This is a genomic window from Acinetobacter calcoaceticus DSM 30006 = CIP 81.8 (assembly GCF_000368965.1).
GTDB lineage: Bacteria > Pseudomonadota > Gammaproteobacteria > Pseudomonadales > Moraxellaceae > Acinetobacter > Acinetobacter calcoaceticus.
This window is the reverse complement of record NZ_KB849780.1, coordinates 83,903-100,562: the sequence shown is the minus strand read 5'-3', so window position 1 is coordinate 100,562 and position 16,660 is coordinate 83,903. Positions and strand designations below refer to the sequence as shown.

The following is a 16,660-nucleotide window of genomic DNA, read 5'->3' as shown; positions in this document are numbered from 1 at the left end:
TTTCTACTTACTCTTCTGATGCATCGTCATTCGTAGACACTGCATCTTCGGTATCTAATTCTGAAGTATCCACTTCCCCTTCGAGAAACTCTTCTTCATCTTCAACCGCTTCAATAGACACAACACCCACCAAGGTTTCTTCTTCGCTTAAACGAATTAGACGTACACCTTGTGCATTACGACCAGTCATTGCAACTTCTGCCGCGCGAGTACGAACTAATGTACCACCATCAGAAATAAGCAAAAGTTCTTTGCTTTCATCAATAGATACCGCACCCACAAGCTCACCATTACGTTCACTTGTCTTAATTGCAATAACACCCTTACCACCACGTTTTTTGGTTGGGAAGTCATTTACAGGAGTACGTTTACCATAACCATTGGCACTCGCACACAGCACTTCACCCGTTTCAGGAACAACAACAAGCGATACGATGCGACTTACTACACTTAACTCTGCTGAATCTTCATTATCATCAGATTCATCATTTTCAATTTCTGCATCTTCTTCACTTAAAGTGTTGCTTGCAATGCTAACGCGCATACCACGGACGCCTTTAGCAGTACGACCCATTGAACGCACATCAGTTTCAGCAAAACGAATTGCCTTACCTTCATTTGAGAACAACATGATTTGCTGATTACCATCAGTAATCGCAACACCAATTAAGGTATCCTCTTCATTAAGTTCAATTGCACGTAAGCCATTTGAACGAATGTTAGAGAACTGCTCTAAATCAACACGTTTAACTGTACCTGAAGCTGTTGCCATAAATACGTAATGGTTTTCTAGGAACTCTGTTAACGGCAAGATCGCAGTTACTGTTTCGTTCGCATCTAAAGGTAACAAGTTTATAATCGGGCGGCCTTTTGCACCACGTGATGCTTGAGGTACTTCGAATACGCGAAGGCGATATACTTTACCTACGTTAGTAAAACACAACACAGTCGCATGGTTTGAAGCCACGATTAGATGTTGAATAAAGTCATCACTCTTCATTGAAGTTGCAGACTTACCACGTCCACCACGGCGCTGAGCCTGATAGTCAGAAAGCGGTTGAGTTTTTGCGTAGCCTGTTTGTGAAACCGTTAATACAACTTGTTCTTCTGGAATTAAATCTTCACGACTAAAATCAATACGTGATTCAATAATTTCCGTACGACGTCCATCACCATACTGTTGTAATACTTGTGCTAGCTCTTCACGAATCACAGCCATCAATAAATTGAAATCATTAAGAATTGCAGTAAGTTCAGCAATTTGACCTAAAATTTCAGTATATTCAGCATGTAATTTATCTTGCTCAAGACCCGTTAAACGATGTAAACGCAACTCTAAAATTGCACCTACTTGCGTTGGAGATAGACGATAAATCGATTCAGATAAGCCAAATGGACGATCTGGGTTTTCACCTTCGATTTCATCTGGGCGAACAGAAATAGCGCCAGCTTTTTCAAGTAAAGAAACAACACCGCCACCAGCCCACTCACCTGCAAGTAAACGCTCACGCGCTTCAGCTGGATTAGCAGAAGTTTTAATGGTTTCGATAATTTCATCAATATTGGCTAAGGCAACGGTTAAGCCTTCCAAGATATGACCACGTTCACGTGCTTTACGCAATTCGAACATGGTACGGCGTGTCACTACTTCTTGGCGGTGACGAATAAATGCCGCAATAATATCTTTCAGATTCATCAATTTTGGTTGTCCATTGTCAAGACAAACCATGTTGATGCTGAATGAGTTTTCAAGCTGTGTATTTAAGAATAAGTTATTTACAATGACTTCTGCGTTTTCACCGCGTTTCAAGTCAATCGCAATACGCATACCGTCTTTATCAGACTCATCACGAAGCTCTGAAATACCTTCAAGTTTTTTCTCTTTAACTAACTCGGCAATACGCTCAATAACTCTTGCTTTGTTAACTTGATATGGAATTTCAGTAAAGACGATGGTTATACGACCTGTCTTTTCATCTTCTTCGAAATGGTATTTACCACGAATGTGTAGTCGGCCTTTACCTGTACGGTAAGCATCAACAATACCTGATTTACCGTAAATAATACCGCCTGTAGGGAAATCAGGACCAGTAATATATTCCATCAATCCTTCAATCGAGATATTCGGATTGTCGGCATAGGCTAAACATGCATTCACAACTTCTGTCATGTTGTGTGGTGCCATGTTTGTTGCCATACCAACAGCAATACCGGCAGCACCATTAATTAGCAAGTTTGGAACACGTGTCGGAACCACCTGAGGAATACGCTCAGATCCGTCGTAGTTATCTTCCCAGTCAACAGTGTCTTTTTCTAGATCTGCAAGAAGTTCGTGCGCTAACTTTGTCATACGGACTTCGGTATAACGCATTGCAGCTGCGCTATCGCCATCAATCGAACCGAAGTTACCCTGACCATCTACCAATAAATAACGTAAGCTAAAGTCCTGAGCCATACGTACAATGGTTTCATAAACAGCTGAGTCACCATGAGGGTGATATTTACCGATTACGTCCCCAACAACACGTGCAGATTTCTTGTAGGCTTTGTTATAGTCATTGCCCAATTCGTGCATGGCAAATAGCACACGACGGTGAACAGGTTTTAGACCGTCTCTCACATCCGGCAATGCACGAGATACGATTACACTCATCGCGTAATCTAAATATGAATGCTTGAGTTCATCCTCAATGGCAATCGGTCGGATTTCCGATACGCTCATGCATACTCCTTCTTACAGATAGAAATTTCCATCTGCTTATATGTCTTGATCTTGCAAAAAATTTAGTTCCGAAAACTGAACTAAAGTCGAAAAAAATATAGCTGTATAGTATAGCACAAAAGCGCTTTGGAATGTACGGAATCTACATGGTCAATCTGGTGATATTTGTATAATTTAATTGCATATTATTCTTATCATATCCCTGTAATGAGCATAGGTTCACCTTATTAAAACTATGTGATTTTTATTCTATAAAAATCAAACCTAAAATGAGATAACAAATCCAATTTATTCTTTAAAATCCATCCCTACAATAAAAAAACCCTTAGTAAAAACTAAGGGTTTTTGACTTTAACCAGTAAAGATTAAAGTTTAGATACCAACTCTGGTACCACAGTGTTCAAATCACCAACTAACCAGTAGTCAGCAACACTGTTGATTGGCGCTTCTTCGTCTTTGTTGATTGCAACAATAACTTTAGAATCTTTCATACCAGCCAAATGCTGGATCGCACCAGAAATACCTACAGCAACGTAAAGGTCAGGCGCAACGATTTTACCAGTTTGACCCACTTGGAAGTCGTTAGGTACGAAGCCCGCATCAACTGCCGCACGTGAAGCACCTTGTGCTGCACCAAGCTTGTCAGCTAATGGATCAAGTACTTTATGGTAGTTCTCACCAGAACCTACACCACGACCACCAGAAACAACAATGCGAGCAGCTGTCAATTCAGGACGGTCAAGTTTCACGATTTCTTCAGATACAAAATTAGAAATACCTGCATCTTTCGCTTCACTTACTGCTTCAACGGTAGCAGAACCACCTTCAGCAGCTACTGGATCAAATGCTGTACCACGAACTGTACCAACAATGATTGCTTCGTCAGATTGAACAGTAGCAATCGCGTTACCTGCATAGATCGGACGCTTGAATGTGTTAGCAGATTCAACAGAAATAATGTCTGTGATCATGCTTACATCAAGAAGAGCAGCAACACGTGGAAGAATGTTCTTACCAGTTGTTGTAGAAGCAGCTAATACGTATTTGTAACCTTTAGCCAAATCAGCAACTAAAGCAGCTACGTTTTCAGCTAACTGGTTTGCATAAGCTGCGTTGTCAGCAAGCAAAACCTTGCTTACACCAGCAACTTTAGCAGCAGCATCAGCAACTGTCTGAGCACCAGAACCAGCAACTAATACAGTAATATCACCACCGATTTTTTGTGCTGCAGCAACAACGTTTAAAGTAGCACCGTTAAGTACTTGGTTGTTGTGGTCAGCGATAACTAAAATACTCATGATTTTATCCTTCCGTATTAGATCACTTTCGCTTCATTTTTCAATTTTTCAACAAGCTCATCTACAGATTTCACTTGTACGCCAGCTTTACGTTCTGCTGGAGCTTCAACTTTAACAGTTTTAAGCTTAGTACCAGCTGTAACGCCATAATCAGCAGGAGATTTAGTATCAAGTGGCTTCTTACGAGCTTTCATGATGTTAGGCAATGCTGCATAACGTGGCTCGTTCAAACGCAAGTCAGTTGTAATGATTGCAGGAAGTGCCAGTTCAACAGTTTGTAAACCACCGTCAACTTCACGAGTTACTTGTACTTTGCCGCCATCAACTTTCACTTCAGAAGCGAATGTACCTTGACCCGCACCTAATAATGCGCCAAGCATTTGACCTACTTGGTTAGAGTCATCATCAATTGCTTGTTTACCAAGAAGGATCAGTTCTGGTTTTTCAGCATCAACAACACCTTTTAAAATTTTAGCAACTTCTAAAGCGCCAATTTCATCAGTAGTTTCAACCAAAATACCGCGGTCTGCACCCAAAGCCATTGCAGAACGGATTTGTTCTTGAGCTTCTTTAGGACCAACAGAAACAACAACGATTTCTGATACTGTTCCTTTTTCTTTTAAGCGAACCGCTTCTTCCACTGCGATTTCACAAAATGGGTTAATTGACATTTTAACGTTAGTAAGGTCAACCCCACTATTGTCCGGCTTAACACGAACTTTGACGTTGGCATCAACCACGCGTTTTACAGCAACAAGAGCCTTCATGTAATCCTCGGCTGTTCTAGCAAAAGTAAATGTTGAGAAAAGTATATTAACTCTTCAATTAAAATTTTTTAGGTACCCTATCTTGCAATGTGTTTGGCATTTCGGTCAAGTCACAATTTCCGCTACTGCTATAAAAAAGATGAAATGCCCAGTTCACTAATTCAAATTGCTTATTCACTCAATGAATTTAGCAAATAAGCCAAACAAATTTTAAACCTTGAATTTCTTGATATTTTAAAAAATACGGCAGCTTAAAACCCTTTAATTATAGTGAGGAGAAAAACAACAAAAACATCATTTTCTCACCCAATGAAAGTACTTAAAGTACTCTGAAAAACTGGCAATTAGGTAAGAACATACATAAAATAAATGTTGAAAAAAATAAAAAGTAATCGACTATTACCAACTTATCTTTCAGCATATATTTCTATTGAAAACAAAAGATTAAACTACCATTTAAACATAGGTAATGGACTCCAAGGCTTTTGTAAAAAACGTTTTAATCCTAAATAAACTAGCGTTTTATGGAATCCAGCGTTTGGATATTGACTCGTTAACTTTTTAAACTCGCTTCTTGAAATATTTGAACGCAATAAGCCTAAAGAAAAATCTGCATAATCAGCTTGTCTAAAATATTCAACCAATGGATATTCTGAACACTTTGTCGTTGTTAATTTATGATGCTCTGTAATCATCAATGTTATTTCTATTTGCCAATCTAATAACCGATGCAAAGTAAGATAACTTAACATCACTTTGACGGATGGCTCTAAATAATCAATTGTTTTACTTGTCCATATCCCAATATCATGAAAGGCAACTGCAATCGCTATTTTACGTATAGTATCTTCACGACTATCTTGGCTTAATATTAAACAACATGCAGCCACACGTTTACAGTGATTTAAGTATCCTTGATAATCGGCATCAATAATAGTTTGATATTCCTGCAAAATTGTCTCAATGAAAATACTACATTGACTAAACGCATCTTGATCAAGTGATAAAAACAAACGCGCTTTAGTGTTCATTCTTTTGTGCTCTCGGATGAGCTCGATCATAAACTTGCGCCAAATGATCAAAATCAATATGTGTATAAATTTGTGTCGTAGATAAATTGCTATGACCTAACATTTCTTGTACTGATCGCAAATCACCGCTACTTGATAACATGTGGCTAGCAAAACAATGCCGCAATAAATGAGGATGTAAATCTACATTCACGCCGGCTCTTTGTGCTTGGAGCTTTACACGTTTTTCAATTTGTCGCGGTGTTAACACACCACCTCTTTGAGAAATAAACACAAAAGCATTTTGATCAAAATGGCCTTTCCAGATTTTGTAAATTTTTAGCCAATTCAATAGGCTTTCTTTCGCCTTTTTTCCAAACGGTACAATACGGGTTTTATTTCCTTTACCTGTAATACGGACCAGTTGCCGATTAAAATCTATATCTTTAATTGTTAAACCTTGCAGCTCAGCCAGACGCAAACCACTTGAGTAAAGTAACTCCAACATGGCTTTATCACGTAACCACAGTTGCTGATCAATTGGCTTTTCAGGCATAGGTTGATCTAAAATTTGATTAACCGTTTCTATGTCGATCATACCGGGCAAAGGTCTAGGCTGACGTTTGAGCTTAAAATCATCTGTAGGGTTAATTTCTAGATATTTTCCTTGTTCAGCCCATTTCATGAACTGGCGAATGGAAGTGAGATGACGCTGCATACTGCTTGAACTTAACTGGTCCTGCTCAACACGCTGGGCCAAATATTCACGTAAATCTGAAGCTTCAACATTTCTTAAATCAATTTGTTTGAGATCACAAAACTCAAGAAAGCTTTTAACATCTCTTTCATAAGCAGTAATCGTGTGCTCAGACTGGTTCTGAATTTTTCTTTCTTTTAACCACATTGAGAGCAGTTGTAATGCAAAATCCAAATTGCTCTCCATTTATTTGCTCATTTTATTTTTTTCAGTGTACCAAAAAGTAGTTGATCAGGAAAATTGAGATCGTACAGCATAACAACTAACTACCTTATATATGTATTACACTTTAGCTCAAGTACTTGTCGAAACCTTGCTGCCATGACCACCATACTCATACCCTATCTACTTGCAATTACCTTACTTACGCTTACCCCTGGTCTAGATACGACTTTAATTATTCGTACTGCTACACTTGAAGGTAAATCTAAAGCATTCCAAGCAGCAGTAGGCATTAGCCTTGGCTGTATTGCATGGGGAATTGTGGTTGCTTGCGGTCTGGGTGCTTTGCTCATGGCTTCTGATTTAGCTTTTAATATATTGAAATGGATGGGGGCCGCTTATCTTGCATGGCTGGGTTTGAATATGATTTTAAAACCGCGTAGTCAACTTGCAGACATGCAAGGGAGTAATTCAAATATGACTACTTCACAAAATTGGTTTATTAAAGGTTTCTTGGGTAACTTACTTAATCCCAAAGTCGGCATTTTTTATATCTCATTTCTTCCCCAATTTATTCCACCGCAAGCATCGGCTGTCACTTGGGTCATGGGGCTTGTAATGATTCATGTAGTAATTGGAATGTTATGGTCAACTCTATTAATTTTGGCCATGCAACCACTGTCACGTTATCTAAAGCAACCTAAATTTGTAAAATATATGGACCGTATTACAGGCAGTATTTTTGTGTTGTTTGCTTTGAAATTGGCTTTGAGCAAAAAGTAAATCTAAAAAAGCGTGCTGGCACCTAGCACGCTAAATAACACTTAAAAACTTACATTAGTTTTTCTAAGTAGGTTTCTATTTGAACTGAAACTTCATCGGCATGTTTTTCTGCTAGCTGATGATCGCCATTTTTCACAACATATAACGTCGAATTTTCAAACTTTTGATTTAAATACTGCCCCACCTGAACGGGGCTCACCGGATCGTTATCGCCCCAGATTAATAAAGTTTCAACGCTTATATCTGACAAAAATTCTTCATAGTTAATATTGGTAGTAACAAACCAATCTGGATATTTTAAAAAGGCTTGGCGATATGCTTCACGCCAATCTCGTACATTGAATCTTTCAAGATCGATTCCACCGGAAGTTGCAATCAAAACCAGCCCTTTAACCAGTTGAGGTTTTTGCAACGCTGCGGCAACAGCAAAAATTCCTCCCATAGATTGAGCAATAATTACTGAATCATCATTAATTTGATTAAGAACATAGTTTGTTAAGTCTTTAAAATCTTTAACCTCTACAGATTCTGGTGTATCTCCAAAGCCCGGATAACCAATAATTTTTGTATGATACTGCTGAGGTAGTTTTTCAATTAATGGATGCCAAAATGTAGTACTCCCTGACGCACCGGGAAAGAAAATTAAATTCATGTCATGCTTCTTCTAATTGTTTTAATAATGGTTCAAGTATTTCTTTCCCTCTTAACTGCTGTAACCATATTTCAGGAATCCCTTCATATCCAAACACAATTCCTGCCAATCCTCCTGCAACACAAGCGGTTGTATCAGTATCTTGTCCTAAGGCAATAGCTGTTTTAATGACGTCTTGATAACTACCTTGTTGCAGAGCAAAACGGGCTGAATGTAAACAATCTACTACGTAACCACTGCCTGATATTTTTTTCTCATGTGTTGAATCAAGAATATTATCGAGTTCTTGTTGTTCATTAACACTATTTTTATAAAGTTGCATCAGTATTGAAATACTAGATTTCCAAGCATCATTAACTGATTGTCCTTTCAATAAATATTTTGCCCATAAGCAATATAAAGCGCAACAAATTTTTGATCGGAGATGAGCATGGGTCAAATGGGACTGCTGATAGGCTAACTCAACTAATTGCTGATCTGATCCCCTATGCCATAATGTCAAAGGTAATGTGCGCATCAACGCTCCATTACCATTCGAATGTTCATCTGTATTCGCTATCTCTTCTACAGACACCCCAGCTTCATAACGTTTTAACGCCTGAGCAGTTTGTACACCAATATCAAACACTTGATAATCAACCGCCATATAACCATAACGGTACCAATTGCGAAGACGGTTAGCAAAATCGATACTATCGAGTTTCTGACAATGCAATAGTGACGCTAATAAGCATAGAGCCTGAGCTCCATCATCTGACCATGTCCCAATTGGAATATCTGGATAAGTTCGCCTAAAATCTTTAGGTGGAACCATATCAATATGTGAGTAAAGTGGAAGCTGCAAAGCTGAATGAAATTCATATGGTACACCGACTGCATCACCAATCAGCAATCCATAAATTGCTCCTTTAATTCTATTTTGCATTTTTCTCTCAATATTTATTCTTATAAAATAAAGGGGAAAGGCCTTATTTTAAGTCCTCTCCCCTAAGACAAATCTAATTTAGCCTTGAAAATAACGTAAATCCAAACGCCCATCATATACATGGGTTGTTGGACCAGTCATCCAGACCACATCGCCTTCTTGCCATTCAATTTGTAGCTTACCGCCAGCCAATTCAACTTCAACTGAATTACCCAGTAAGCCACGGCGCATGCCACTTACCGCAGCAGCACAAGCACCTGTCCCACATGCAAGTGTTTCACCTACACCACGTTCAAATACACGAAGGCGCACATGGTTTTCATCAATTACTTGCATAAAACCAGCATTCACACGCTCAGGAAAACGTTTATGTGACTCAACTTGTGGACCAATACCAGCAACATCTGCTGTGAGTACATCTGGAACAATAGTTACAGCGTGAGGATTGCCCATATTGACCACATCAATACTAATGTTTTGGTCATTGGCTAACTCAAGTGTATATAAAGCTTCTGGTTGTTCAGCAACAAATGGAATTTCATTTGGTAAAAATTTTGGGTAGCCCATATTCACGCGTACCCAACCATTTTGCCCAAGTTCTGGCTTTACAATACCGGCTTTGGTTTGAACAGTAATATTGGTTTTGCTCGTTAAATGACGCTCATGTACAAAACGAGCAAAACAACGGACACCGTTACCGCATTGTTCAACTTCAGAACCATCAGCATTAAAAATACGATATTTAAAATCTGCTTCGGGTAAATCAGGTGGTTCAACAATCAAAAGCTGATCAAAACCAATACCAAAATGACGGTCAGCTAAGCGTTGAATTGTTTCTGTATCTAAATAAGCACGTTGGCTAATCAGATCAACCACCATAAAGTCATTGCCTAAGCCATGCATTTTAGTAAATTCTAACAACATTTCATTTACTCCTCAGGCAATAAACGTTCTTTTTCCCAAAGGGATTCAACTGTTTCACGCTCACGAATCAAATGAGCTTTATCGCCTGATACCATTACTTCAGCGGCACGTCCACGTGTGTTGTAATTTGAGCTCATTACAAAACCATAAGCACCAGCACCGAGTACAGCCAACAAGTCATTTTCTTTTAAAGCCAATGAACGATCTTTACCAATAAAATCACCTGTCTCACAGATTGCACCAACAAGATCCCAAGTTTTTTCTTCAGTATCTGAACTTGGTACCACAGGTTGAATATCCATCCAAGCTTCATATAAAGCTGGGCGAATCAAATCGTTCATTGCTGCATCAATAATGGCAAAGTTACGGTGGCTCGTTGGTTTAAGCAAATCAACTTTTGTTAAAAGTACACCTGCATTTGCACTAATGCTACGGCCCGGCTCCATATAAACCTTGAGACCTAACTTTTCTAAAGCAGGTTTCATTGAGTTAGCATATTCTTCAACACTTGGCGGCGTCTCATCTTTATAACAAACACCTAAACCACCACCAATATCAATATGTTTAAGATTGATGCCAAGTTTTTTCAATTCATCGATCATCACCATGACACGATCTAAAGCATCAACAAATGGCTTAGTCTCGGTTAATTGCGAACCGATGTGGCAGTCAATTCCAATAATCTCAAGGTTGGGTAAAGATGCAGCATATTGATAGGTTTCATAAACGGTATCACTTGGAATACCAAATTTATTTTCTTTAAGACCTGTGGAAATATAAGGATGTGTTTTTGCATCTACATCAGGGTTTACACGTAAAGAAATTGGAGCTTTCTTGCCTAAACGAGCCGCGACTTTTTGAAGACGGTCTAGTTCTGCGTATGACTCTACATTAAAGCAGGCAATGCCTACATTTAATGAGGTTTCAATATCGGCTTCGGTTTTACCTAAACCAGAAAAAACAACTTTAGATGCATCTCCACCCGCTTTTAAAACACGCGCAAGCTCACCACCTGATACGATATCAAAACCAGCACCAAGTTTTGCCAATACATTAAGAACAGCTAAATTTGAGTTAGATTTCACCGCAAAACAGATTTGATGATCAATAAAGTCAAAGGCACGGTCCATATCTAGGTAATGTTTTTCAAAAGCTGTTTTTGAATAAACATACAACGGTGTGCCAAATTGCTGCGCAAGCTGCTCCAGAGAACATTGCTCTGCATGCAATACTCCATTAATGCGGGTGAAACTCATGAATGTGTCCTTATTTCAAAGCTTAAGGTGATGTTGTTTGGGTTGGAGCTGATGATGATTCAACTGACTGTTCAGCCTTTTCATCTTTTTGTACAGCTTGTTTCGATTCGTTATTACGATAGAGCAAGTATTTTGCGCGTTTGTCATAATTTGGATCAGAAGGCAGTTGCAATGCTCCTGACTGACCACAAGCGGTAAGCAAAATACTGCTGCTCAATAAACTGATGAGGCAAATGACACGACGCATCTGAGCACCTGATTTAAACAATTCGGTGCAGTATACCGTGATCAGGCAAACGGCTAAAGAGTAAACTTAGCAGGAAAAACAATATCGATAAAAAAACGCCAGCTTTTCAGCCAGCGTTTGATTATCACTCATTAAAAAGCTTATTTTTTATTGCGTGGTTTATAGAAGAAGAAATAGCCAATGAGCAAAATAATAAACCAGATTGGGCTGACTTTAAGCGCTTTGAACGTATCTGGTTCTAAAGACAACACGTAAATCATGCCAATAAAGAAAATAATGGTGACCCAACATGTAAATAAACCACCTGGTAACTTAAATGTCGATTTTGCATGCAGCTCAGGACGCGTAGTGTAATAACGGATATAACTCCAGATAATGAGTAACCACACGCAAATGAACAGAATCGTTGAAAGTGTCGTTGCAAGCGTAAATGCCTCAACTGTATTGGGTACAAAATACTGTAAAGCTGCACCTAACAATAAACACGCAGCAGAAAAATACAATGCATTTGCTGGTACTGCACGTTTGTTCAATTTACCAAAAGCTTTTGGCCCCTGATCTTCACGTGATAGACCAAATAACATACGGCTTGTTGAGAAGACACCACTGTTCATTGATGACATCACTGATGACAATACGACTAAGTTCATCAAGATTGCTGCTGCTGCAACACCTGCTTGACTAAACAAATTTACAAATGGACTGATGGCTGGATCAATTCGATTCCACGGCGTTACTGACATTACAATAATTAATGCGAACACATAGAAAATAATGATACGAATCGGAATTGAGTTAATTGCTTTAGGCAAATTACGTTCAGGATCTTTAGTTTCCGCAGCCGTTGTTCCAACCAGCTCTACACCAACGAAAGCAAAGATCGCAATCTGGAAGCCTGCTAAGAAACCATGCACCCCAGTTGGGAAGAAACCACCATTGGCCCAAAGATGAGTAAATGAAGCAACTTCACCTGTAGTAGAGGTAAAGCCAGTAAAGATCATCCACAGACCTACAGCAATTAAAATAACAATTGCTAGAATTTTAATGAGTGCAAACCAGAACTCCAACTCACCAAATAAGCGAACTGTTAATAAGTTCAAGCCCATAATGAATACAATGGCGGCAACACTAATCATTGCCCCTTCAACAGGCGAAAAAGGCAGTCCATTATTGAAGAATTGTAAGTAATAGATAATTGCCGAGAGGTCAGCGATACCAATGGTGATCCAACATAACCAATAAGTCCACCCTACAAAATAACCTGCCCATGGACCGATTAAATCTGTTGTGAAATCAATGAAAGATTTATAAGCCAAATTTGAAAGAAGTAATTCGCCAAGCGCACGCATGACGAAAAACACCATCGTACCAATGATCAAATAAATGAATAAGATCGATGGACCTGCAAGACTAATCGTTTTGCCTGATCCCATGAATAGTCCGGTACCAATTGCGCCGCCAATCGCGATCAGCTGTAAATGCCGATTTGAGAGGCTACGATGGAGCTCACCTTGTTCATGAGACTCACTCAGATTTTGATTCGACATTCTATGAATACACTCCAGTAATTTTTTTAGTCCGTTAGCTAAAATCAAAAAGACGATATCGCACCATTTTCAGGTATCTTTTAAATGTATATTTTTGAAAATTTTTCAGCTAACCAATTTTTGTCTGTATTGCTGATGATTTCAAGCTACATACAATTATGGCTGATAATACGCACAAGCTCATTTCAAAACAACGCACTTTTAAGTCAACTTTTGTCTGACAAGTTCATTCGTTCATACAAATAAAAAAAGGTAGTCCTAAGACTACCCTTCCGGAATTAAATAACTAAATAAACTAAATTTCTGAAACTTTATTTCTGCTTATTTTTCAATTTTTCTTCCCAGAATGTTGCATTTTTTATTCCTAATTTAATAGGATCAAATGTGTATTCTGTTACTCCGGCTTTTTGCTGTGCCTCATAATCCTTCAATGCTTTAATAGTAGGTTTCCATATAAAATAAGTCACAATAATACCAACGATGTTGATCCATGCCATTAAACCTACACCAATGTCACCAATACCCCATATATAACCAGTTGCACTCAATACTCCATAAGATACAGATAAAATAATAAAGCACTTAACCACAAATAATAGTGATGGAGATTTTGTAATATAGCTTAGGTAAGTAATGTTAGTTTCCGCGATGTAGTAGTAAGCAACAATTGTTGTGAAAGCAAAAAAGAAAACAGCTAAAGCCACAAAAATTTGGCCAAAATTACCAAACATTGTACTTACAGCCATTTGGGTGAATGCAGGAGAACCAATTTCAACTGTAGCTCCCACATTTTGCACAATAAATTGACCTGCTTCTAAGGTACCTTGTACGTTATACATCCCCGTAATTAAAATCATGAATGCTGTAGCAGAACAAACAAATAAAGTATCTACATAAATTGAAAATGCCTGCACAAATCCTTGTTGAGCCGGATGCTGAACTTCAGCCGCAGCCGCAGCGTGAGGACCTGTTCCTTGACCTGCTTCATTTGAATAAACACCACGTTTTACTCCCCAGCCAATCGCCGCACCAAGACCCGCCATAGGAGAAAAAGCATCTTCAAAAATTAATTTAATTACTCCAGGGAGTTCATGGATATTGGCAATTACAATAATGACAGCCATTAAAATATATCCAGCAGCCATGAATGGCACCACGAACTCAGCAAAACGTGCGATCCGCTTGATTCCTCCAAAAATAATGATGGCAAGCAAACTTACAATTACAGCAAGGGCAACAAGTTTAAATAATCCAATATCTCCAAAAATAATTGTTCCTTCACCTGTAATCTGGGTAAAAGCTTTACCTACAGCATTTGCTTGGATACCTGGTAAAAATAAACCACAAGAAATAATCGCAGCAATAGCAAACACGATTCCTAACCAGCGTTGTCCTAAACCCCTATCAAAATAAAAAGCTGGACCGCCACGGTATTGCCCTTGATATTCAACCTTATAGATTTGACCTAATGTCGATTCAACATATGCTGTACTTGCTCCTAGAAATGCAACTAACCACATCCAAAAGACAGCACCAGGACCACCAAAACCAATTGCTGCCGCGACACCTGCAATGTTACCAACACCGACTCGACCAGATAATGAAACTGCAAGCGCCTGAAAAGATGAAATCCCCTGTTCAGAAGAAGTTCCTTTTATTAATAACCTTACCATTTCTTTCATTTGGCGTACTTGAACGAATCTAGTCAAAATAGAAAAAAATAAACCCGCGCCTAAGCACAGGTAAATCAGTCCTTTACTCCAGATTATGCTATTTACCCAATCAACAATTTCTGCTGCACTCATAGATATCAACCTTTTGTATTTTTAAAATACAATACTCATATTATTTTGTTCGTTTTTTACTTCAGCAATATCCATGCCATTTCTATAATAAACAGGTAGATATATACATCAGTAAAACACCTTCCTTGGGGATAGATTAGATTTTTTATATCCACTGAAAACAAACTCTATCTGACTTGTAAAAATCCTATATCGTGTTATTTTTGATGTCTTTCCCTTTTAGTTCCTAAAAAGCTCCCCTTTTCTAATTCCTAATCTTTTACATGAAAAATTTAGGAAAAAGAGCTAAGGACTCTCTATAGAACTATATTTATATAATATCGAGCAAAATTTCAATTTTTTATGAGTAAAGTCAAAACTATTTACCGTTGCGAGCAATGTGGTGCCGATCATCTTAAATGGGCAGGTCAATGTTCAGAATGTGGTGAATGGAATTGCCTGACCGAAGTCAGACTTGAACCAACCACTGCGCACCGAGCACGTCCCAAAACTGGGGGCTATGCAGGCCAAGCCGCTAATATTACAACACTTAATAAAGTCTCAGTTTCCCATGAAACCCGCTTACAGACAGGTATTAGCGAATTTGATCGTGTACTTGGTGGAGGCTTGGTTACTGGTTCAGTCGTACTGATCGGCGGTGATCCCGGTATTGGTAAATCGACCATTCTGTTACAAACAGCGACCCACATGGCAAGTGCGAAAAGCTCTGCACTTTATATTACGGGTGAAGAATCGTTATCTCAGGTTGCTCTTCGTGCTCAACGTCTTGATTTGCCTACTGACAAATTAAAAGCCATGGCCGAAACCTGTGTAGAACGAATTTGTGAGGTTTTAGAACAAGAAAAGCCTGCTGTGGCTATTTTAGATTCTATTCAGACGCTTTACACCGAAACACTTCAATCGGCACCAGGTGGTGTTTCTCAAATTCGTGAATCTGCTGCATTACTTACACGCTATGCAAAAAATAGTGGCACGGCGTTATTTCTTGTTGGTCATGTGACCAAAGAAGGTGCACTTGCTGGCCCTCGTGTTTTAGAGCACATGGTGGATTGTGTACTTTACTTTGAAGGTCAATCCGACTCACGCTATCGAATGATTCGTGCGGTTAAAAACCGTTTTGGTGCGGTCAATGAACTGGGTGTATTTGCCATGACAGATAAAGGGTTACGTGAAGTTGCTAACCCTTCTGCCATTTTCTTGAGTCGTTATGATGAAGCAATTCCCGGTTCAATCGTCATGATTAGCCGTGAAGGGACTCGTCCTCTTTTAGTCGAAGTACAAGCTTTGGTGGACGATGCACAAGGACAACCACGACGCGTCGCATTAGGCCTTGAACAAAACCGTTTGAACATGCTGCTTGCTGTAATGCATCGTCATGGCGGTGTCCAAACCACAGGACAAGACGTCTATGTGAATATAGTGGGTGGCTTAAAAATTACCGAAACAGGTTCAGACTTAGCGGTTTTGTTAGCATGCGCCTCAAGTTTACGTACTAAAGCTTTACCTCAGCAGCTTGCAGTTTTTGGCGAAGTTGGTCTTTCGGGTGAAATTCGCCCCGTTCCTAATGGTCAAGAGCGTTTAAAAGAAGCTGCTAAACATGGTTTTAAATATGTCATTTTACCAAGAGGTAATGCGCCGCAAAAAGCAATTCCAGGCGTACAAGTCATTGCGGTTGCCCGCCTGCATGAAGCATTGACCGAAGCAATGCAATTGAGTGATGAATTGACATAAAAAAATATACTTTTATAGTTGAAATTTAGGGTGAATACCTGCATAAATACTATTGTAAATTAATTTTAAACAGG

14 protein-coding genes are annotated in these 16,660 nt (G+C 38.9%); 2 read left to right on the top strand and 12 right to left on the bottom strand.

All coding sequences use genetic code 11. From position 1 onward, the window contains the following. Positions 1 to 7: 7 nt before the first annotated feature. The 5 genes from gyrA to xerA form a co-directional block, all read right to left on the bottom strand. Positions 8 to 2,722: a DNA gyrase subunit A gene (gene gyrA, locus F936_RS05410; RefSeq protein WP_003650180.1), complete on the bottom strand. Its 2,715-nt coding sequence runs from the start codon at positions 2,720 to 2,722 to the stop codon at positions 8 to 10. Between the two features lie 365 nt (positions 2,723 to 3,087). Continuing rightward, positions 3,088 to 4,020: an electron transfer flavoprotein subunit alpha/FixB family protein gene (locus F936_RS05405; protein WP_005045769.1), complete on the bottom strand. Its 933-nt coding sequence runs from the start codon at positions 4,018 to 4,020 to the stop codon at positions 3,088 to 3,090. A gap of 17 nt (positions 4,021 to 4,037) precedes the next feature. Further along, positions 4,038 to 4,787, bottom strand: a complete 750-nt coding sequence (locus F936_RS05400; protein ID WP_003650176.1) for an electron transfer flavoprotein subunit beta/FixA family protein — start codon at positions 4,785 to 4,787, stop codon at positions 4,038 to 4,040. A gap of 449 nt (positions 4,788 to 5,236) precedes the next feature. Beyond that, the gene (locus F936_RS05395; RefSeq protein WP_005045767.1) at positions 5,237 to 5,818 is read right to left on the bottom strand and encodes an HD domain-containing protein; all 582 of its coding nucleotides are present in this window, start codon (positions 5,816 to 5,818) and stop codon (positions 5,237 to 5,239) included. Further along, positions 5,808 to 6,701 (bottom strand): site-specific tyrosine recombinase/integron integrase, encoded by an 894-nt coding sequence (gene xerA / locus F936_RS05390; protein WP_080595434.1) that lies wholly within the window; start codon positions 6,699 to 6,701, stop codon positions 5,808 to 5,810. The genes F936_RS05395 and xerA overlap by 11 nt, the downstream gene beginning before the upstream one ends. A 174-nt stretch (positions 6,702 to 6,875) precedes the next feature. On the opposite strand from xerA, the gene F936_RS05385 reads away from it, so the two are divergent. Further along, a complete protein-coding gene (locus F936_RS05385) occupies positions 6,876 to 7,499 on the top strand; it encodes a LysE family translocator (RefSeq protein ID WP_005045764.1) in 624 nt (207 codons plus the stop codon). A gap of 49 nt (positions 7,500 to 7,548) precedes the next feature. Here the strand turns inward: F936_RS05385 and F936_RS05380 are convergent, their stop codons facing one another. The 7 genes from F936_RS05380 to F936_RS05350 form a co-directional block, all read right to left on the bottom strand. Further along, entirely contained in the window at positions 7,549 to 8,151 is a 603-nt protein-coding gene (locus F936_RS05380; protein ID WP_005045762.1) for an alpha/beta fold hydrolase, read from the bottom strand. 1 nt (position 8,152) lies between these two features. Next, positions 8,153 to 9,076 (bottom strand): ADP-ribosylglycohydrolase family protein, encoded by a 924-nt coding sequence (locus F936_RS05375; protein WP_005045760.1) that lies wholly within the window; start codon positions 9,074 to 9,076, stop codon positions 8,153 to 8,155. 78 nt (positions 9,077 to 9,154) lie between these two features. After that, complete coding sequence (gene dapF, locus F936_RS05370; RefSeq protein WP_005045757.1) at positions 9,155 to 10,000, bottom strand: diaminopimelate epimerase; 846 nt, start codon at positions 9,998 to 10,000, stop codon at positions 9,155 to 9,157. A gap of 5 nt (positions 10,001 to 10,005) precedes the next feature. Continuing rightward, positions 10,006 to 11,256, bottom strand: coding sequence for a diaminopimelate decarboxylase (lysA, locus tag F936_RS05365; RefSeq protein WP_005045753.1), 1,251 nt, complete (start codon positions 11,254 to 11,256; stop codon positions 10,006 to 10,008). 22 nt (positions 11,257 to 11,278) lie between these two features. After that, on the bottom strand, positions 11,279 to 11,503 hold the full coding sequence (lptM, locus tag F936_RS05360; protein WP_005045752.1) for an LPS translocon maturation chaperone LptM: 225 nt from the start codon (positions 11,501 to 11,503) through the stop codon (positions 11,279 to 11,281). Between the two features lie 140 nt (positions 11,504 to 11,643). Continuing rightward, entirely contained in the window at positions 11,644 to 13,050 is a 1,407-nt protein-coding gene (locus F936_RS05355) for an amino acid permease (protein WP_005045750.1), read from the bottom strand. Positions 13,051 to 13,361: 311 nt separating this feature from the next. Continuing rightward, positions 13,362 to 14,855 carry an alanine/glycine:cation symporter family protein gene (locus F936_RS05350; RefSeq protein ID WP_005045747.1) on the bottom strand — a complete coding sequence of 498 codons (1,494 nt, stop codon included), beginning with the start codon at positions 14,853 to 14,855 and terminating at the stop codon, positions 13,362 to 13,364. 342 nt (positions 14,856 to 15,197) lie between these two features. On the opposite strand from F936_RS05350, the gene radA reads away from it, so the two are divergent. After that, a complete protein-coding gene (gene radA / locus F936_RS05345) occupies positions 15,198 to 16,586 on the top strand; it encodes a DNA repair protein RadA (RefSeq protein WP_003650164.1) in 1,389 nt (462 codons plus the stop codon). Positions 16,587 to 16,660 lie beyond the last annotated feature (74 nt).

Bases quoted from the DNA above. Each gene is read 5' to 3' on its own strand.
- gyrA (WP_003650180.1), bottom strand. From the start codon at position 2,722: ATGAGCGTATCGGAAATCCGACCGATTGCCATTGAGGATGAACTCAAG.
- F936_RS05350 (WP_005045747.1), bottom strand. From the start codon at position 14,855: ATGAGTGCAGCAGAAATTGTTGATTGGGTAAATAGCATAATCTGGAGT.
- F936_RS05355 (WP_005045750.1), bottom strand. From the start codon at position 13,050: ATGTCGAATCAAAATCTGAGTGAGTCTCATGAACAAGGTGAGCTCCAT.
- radA (WP_003650164.1), top strand. From the start codon at position 15,198: ATGAGTAAAGTCAAAACTATTTACCGTTGCGAGCAATGTGGTGCCGAT.
- F936_RS05385 (WP_005045764.1), top strand. From the start codon at position 6,876: ATGACCACCATACTCATACCCTATCTACTTGCAATTACCTTACTTACG.
- F936_RS05375 (WP_005045760.1), bottom strand. From the start codon at position 9,076: ATGCAAAATAGAATTAAAGGAGCAATTTATGGATTGCTGATTGGTGAT.
- F936_RS05395 (WP_005045767.1), bottom strand. From the start codon at position 5,818: ATGAACACTAAAGCGCGTTTGTTTTTATCACTTGATCAAGATGCGTTT.
- xerA (WP_080595434.1), bottom strand. From the start codon at position 6,701: ATGTGGTTAAAAGAAAGAAAAATTCAGAACCAGTCTGAGCACACGATT.
- lptM (WP_005045752.1), bottom strand. From the start codon at position 11,503: ATGCGTCGTGTCATTTGCCTCATCAGTTTATTGAGCAGCAGTATTTTG.
- F936_RS05380 (WP_005045762.1), bottom strand. From the start codon at position 8,151: ATGAATTTAATTTTCTTTCCCGGTGCGTCAGGGAGTACTACATTTTGG.
- dapF (WP_005045757.1), bottom strand. From the start codon at position 10,000: ATGTTGTTAGAATTTACTAAAATGCATGGCTTAGGCAATGACTTTATG.
- F936_RS05400 (WP_003650176.1), bottom strand. From the start codon at position 4,787: ATGAAGGCTCTTGTTGCTGTAAAACGCGTGGTTGATGCCAACGTCAAA.
- F936_RS05405 (WP_005045769.1), bottom strand. From the start codon at position 4,020: ATGAGTATTTTAGTTATCGCTGACCACAACAACCAAGTACTTAACGGT.
- lysA (WP_005045753.1), bottom strand. From the start codon at position 11,256: ATGAGTTTCACCCGCATTAATGGAGTATTGCATGCAGAGCAATGTTCT.